General features: G+C 51.5%; 7 protein-coding genes. 6 read left to right on the top strand and 1 reads right to left on the bottom strand.

Annotated elements, in window-relative coordinates:
* The first annotated feature begins 151 nt into the window (after nt 1–151).
* Nucleotides 152–574 carry a hypothetical protein gene (locus C5O24_RS11905; protein ID WP_107035855.1) on the top strand — a complete coding sequence of 141 codons (423 nt, stop codon included), beginning with the start codon at nt 152–154 and terminating at the stop codon, nt 572–574.
* Nucleotides 575–606: 32 nt separating this feature from the next.
* Entirely contained in the window at nt 607–828 is a 222-nt protein-coding gene (locus C5O24_RS11900; RefSeq protein WP_107035854.1) for a hypothetical protein, read from the top strand.
* A 4-nt stretch (nt 829–832) separates the two neighbouring features.
* Here C5O24_RS11900 and C5O24_RS13835 read toward each other — a convergent pair whose 3' ends face one another.
* Entirely contained in the window at nt 833–1,111 is a 279-nt protein-coding gene (locus C5O24_RS13835; RefSeq protein ID WP_133165566.1) for a hypothetical protein, read from the bottom strand.
* A 148-nt stretch (nt 1,112–1,259) separates the two neighbouring features.
* Between C5O24_RS13835 and C5O24_RS11895 the strand changes: the two genes are divergently transcribed.
* Genes C5O24_RS11895 through C5O24_RS11880 form a run of 4 tightly spaced genes read left to right on the top strand, consistent with a single transcriptional unit; the run spans nt 1,260 to nt 2,964 of the window.
* Complete coding sequence (locus C5O24_RS11895; RefSeq protein ID WP_133165565.1) at nt 1,260–1,568, top strand: hypothetical protein; 309 nt, start codon at nt 1,260–1,262, stop codon at nt 1,566–1,568.
* On the top strand, nt 1,565–1,963 hold the full coding sequence (locus C5O24_RS11890) for a D-Ala-D-Ala carboxypeptidase family metallohydrolase (protein WP_107035852.1): 399 nt from the start codon (nt 1,565–1,567) through the stop codon (nt 1,961–1,963). The genes C5O24_RS11895 and C5O24_RS11890 overlap by 4 nt, the downstream gene beginning before the upstream one ends.
* Entirely contained in the window at nt 1,960–2,511 is a 552-nt protein-coding gene (locus C5O24_RS11885; protein ID WP_107035851.1) for a hypothetical protein, read from the top strand. The genes C5O24_RS11890 and C5O24_RS11885 overlap by 4 nt, the downstream gene beginning before the upstream one ends.
* Before the next feature lie 12 nt (nt 2,512–2,523).
* The gene (locus C5O24_RS11880; RefSeq protein ID WP_107035850.1) at nt 2,524–2,964 is read left to right on the top strand and encodes a hypothetical protein; all 441 of its coding nucleotides are present in this window, start codon (nt 2,524–2,526) and stop codon (nt 2,962–2,964) included.
* The last annotated feature ends 321 nt before the right edge of the window (nt 2,965–3,285 follow it).

The following is a 3,285-nucleotide window of genomic DNA, read 5'->3' as shown; positions in this document are numbered from 1 at the left end:
CGACGCTTGACGGCCACAGCGTCGCTACATTTCGCCGCTACATGGGCGGGGGTCTGACGGTAGAGTTTGACGCTACATGCCCGGATCAGACTGCGACGCTCGACGCCATAAACGGATTTATCGCAGATTGCGGGGAAGGAGGGGTTGCGTAATGAAGACATTCGAACTGCTGAATCTATCGGATATACTTTCGCGCCTGCCTCTCGGCAAACTGTCGATCGAGCGACGCGCAGCTCTGACACGCACGGTGTGTGCCATATCAAGGGCACGCAAGCCATTCGACGATTGTCTGACAGAGGCGAAGAAGAAGCTTGTGCCGGACGGCTACGAGGAGCTGTCCGGCAAGACCGACAGAACACCCGATGAGGATGCGCGCCTCAAAGACATGACCGAAAACTACAACAAGGCCGTACATGCCACTATCAAGCCGGAGCTTAACGCAGAGGTGACGCTGACCGTCAGCAAACCGATGACGGCGGAGGATCTGCTTGCACTGGCCGACTGTGACGAGAAATGGACTCTCGCCGATACAATGTGGGTAGCCAACCTGCTCGGCATAGACATGGCAGAGTAAACAACCAATCAAGCCATAACAATAAATCAACTATGATCAAGAGATTTAAGGTATGGAGGCGTGAACGCCGTATCAGGCAGTTCCGCTCACGGCTGAAAGAGGCCTATCCGGACGCGGCGAAGTTCATCGAACGCATAGCATGGCTCGACGGCACGGATGAGTATCTTCTCAATTGCAGCTTAACTACAGCCGGGAATCTCGGAGCTTATTGCTACGAGGGCAGCACGTCATCATGGAGAGAAAGCCACGATTGAGAGCTTAATATTCCGCAGGTATTTTGTTGGCAGCAACCAAGGATGAAACAACTGATTGGAATGCGGTGGCGACCTCTCGTATATCCTTGCGCGGGCCGGCTGGAAGATCACACGGAATGTTTTGGCTTCTGGCAATATTCATGACCGCTGTTTTGATAAGCCCGATGTCATAGTTGCCTAAAGGAGTTGCCACACAACAAGGGATTCCGAGGAGTGAACAAACTCGACATACAGCCATCCCGATCTCTTTGGCCTGATAGGGCGGAATAGAAAAGTTTCTCATAAGTGTAAAACAATCCCGGCATAGGGCTGACGGCAATAAAGTGACGCTCTGCCGACGGCGATATGCCGGGAAGTAAATAAGTTCAGTCGCGCGGACGGGAGCGTCACCAACCGCCGCGACACAAAAGTAATAAAAAATCTTACAGACGATGAAAAATATCAACGTAATTATCCGAGGCAATCTGATTTGCAGCGGAAATATAACACCTACTCCGGATGGAGACGTGAGTGCATTTTGCTGCCCAGCGGATGTGGTTTTGCCAAAGATATTCAGGCACGGTGAAACCATATACGACATAACGAATGCCGTTGTAATAAACGGCGACGTGAGGACAAACAGCGTTACATCACTGGGAATTGGCGGCGTACTCGTGACCGGTAGCGTTATGATGTACAATAATGGCATTGTTGACGAGTGGCATAAGACGTATCCCGAAATCGAAATCATAGAGCCATGAAGTATTTTTCTTTTCAAGAGTTCGAGCGGTCAGGTACCGCCTACCGCCACGGCATCGCCAACACCGCGCCGGAGAGTGCCCGCAAGAACATCGCGGTGCTTGTAGACAAAGTGCTCGACCCTCTGCGCGAGGCGTGGGGAAAGCCGATCGCGGTAACGAGCGGCTATCGATGCGCGGCACTCAACAAGGCGGTGGGAGGCAGTGCGACAAGCCACCACTGCAAAGGCATGGCAGCCGATCTTACGACGGGCAACTGCGTAGAGAACCGTCGGATCTTTCAGCTGATAATGGATATGGGACTTCCGTTCACCCAATTAATCGACGAGAAGAATTTCTCATGGGTGCATGTGAGCCTTGACCCTGCGGATGTGAAACGTCAGGTGTTGAAGCTATGACCCCGCGCGACACGAAGTATCAGCCGGGAGTGTGTACCGCCCTGCTTGTAGCTATCCTCATGCTTCTTGCAGTGGCAGTCATGCTGTCGGGATGCTCGCCCACGAAGTATGTGCCAGTGGAGACGGTGCGCACTGAATATGTCAACGCCGACACCACGGGGCTGTATGAGCGCATGAGGAGTTTCTTTGAGTCGCAACGGCTCAAAGAAACTTCCTCTGACTCTTTAATCGACCGCACGAAGGAAACCGTGGTGCTGAAAGAGAACGGCGATACCGCAAGACATGACAAGGAACGTATAGTATATGTCGCATCTTATCGTGAAAAGGAGCTTGAACACAAGGTGCAGCAACAGGACAGCATAATCAAGGCACTGCGCCTTCAGCTTGAATCGGTGAAGTCAGACACCATCCCTGTTCCCTATCCTGTGGAAAAGCAGCTGACAAAGTGGCAGCAGACCAAGATGGACTTCGGAGGGTTCGCCCTCGGAGGCGTCGCGATTGTAATCTGTGCCGTCGTCGTATGGCTTGTTAGGAAGTTTAGAAAGTAAAACAGAAAAGCAATGGAAAGCCAAAGTAATACATTCTGTGCGTTTTTCGCGGTTCTCGGAGCGGCCATAGTCGACTTCTACGCTCATCTTTCGGGGTGGCTCCCGCTGGCGGGAGGACTGCTGTTACTTGATCTGCGCTTCGGCATCAAGGCGGCGCGAGTCCGCGGGGAGAAGATCCGCTTCTCGCGGGCGTGGCGTAGGACGATAAACAAAAGCGTGGACTATCTCGGATGGGTAACGGTGGCCGAAATGTTGTCGCGCACGTTTGGCGTCAATCTCGGTAAGCCGGTTGTATCCATAGGAGTTCTGATGATTGTATACGCGATTGAATTGACGAGTTGTCTCAACAACTACTTCGAGTATAAGGGACTGCCATGGCGTTTCGAGCCGTGGGAGTGGATAAAGAAGAAAATCCCGATCGGAGAACTGCTTAAGAAAAATAAAGCGGACTGAATGATGCTTGCGAGGACCGAAGAGAATTTGTAACTTTGCAGCGTTGTTGTGGAGTTGTTTTCAACTCCAGAGCTTGTAGGCTCCGCCATGGTTATTCGTGACGGGGCTTATTTTGTGGAATTGTCTCAGGTTACGCTGGATTGTCTATCTTTTGACGGACATACAAACACCTATGACAAAGCAAATACTCCATTAGGCTACAAATTCGCTGAAAATAACGCTTACTGCTTACCATACAGCACATAATCAATCACCCGGCGGTTAGCCTCGTCGATTTTGCGCCGATCAAAGTCGATATAAATATCGGTGACAGAATTCCCT

The sequence above is a fragment of the Paramuribaculum intestinale genome, assembly GCF_003024925.1.
GTDB lineage: Bacteria > Bacteroidota > Bacteroidia > Bacteroidales > Muribaculaceae > Paramuribaculum > Paramuribaculum intestinale.
Note: the sequence above shows the minus strand (reverse complement) of the source record. Positions and strands in the feature narration are given on the sequence as shown.

Bases quoted from the DNA above. Each gene is read 5' to 3' on its own strand.
- C5O24_RS11905 (WP_107035855.1), top strand. From the start codon at position 152: ATGAAGACATTCGAACTGCTGAATCTATCGGATATACTTTCGCGCCTG.
- C5O24_RS11900 (WP_107035854.1), top strand. From the start codon at position 607: ATGATCAAGAGATTTAAGGTATGGAGGCGTGAACGCCGTATCAGGCAG.
- C5O24_RS13835 (WP_133165566.1), bottom strand. From the start codon at position 1,111: ATGAGAAACTTTTCTATTCCGCCCTATCAGGCCAAAGAGATCGGGATG.
- C5O24_RS11895 (WP_133165565.1), top strand. From the start codon at position 1,260: ATGAAAAATATCAACGTAATTATCCGAGGCAATCTGATTTGCAGCGGA.
- C5O24_RS11890 (WP_107035852.1), top strand. From the start codon at position 1,565: ATGAAGTATTTTTCTTTTCAAGAGTTCGAGCGGTCAGGTACCGCCTAC.
- C5O24_RS11885 (WP_107035851.1), top strand. From the start codon at position 1,960: ATGACCCCGCGCGACACGAAGTATCAGCCGGGAGTGTGTACCGCCCTG.
- C5O24_RS11880 (WP_107035850.1), top strand. From the start codon at position 2,524: ATGGAAAGCCAAAGTAATACATTCTGTGCGTTTTTCGCGGTTCTCGGA.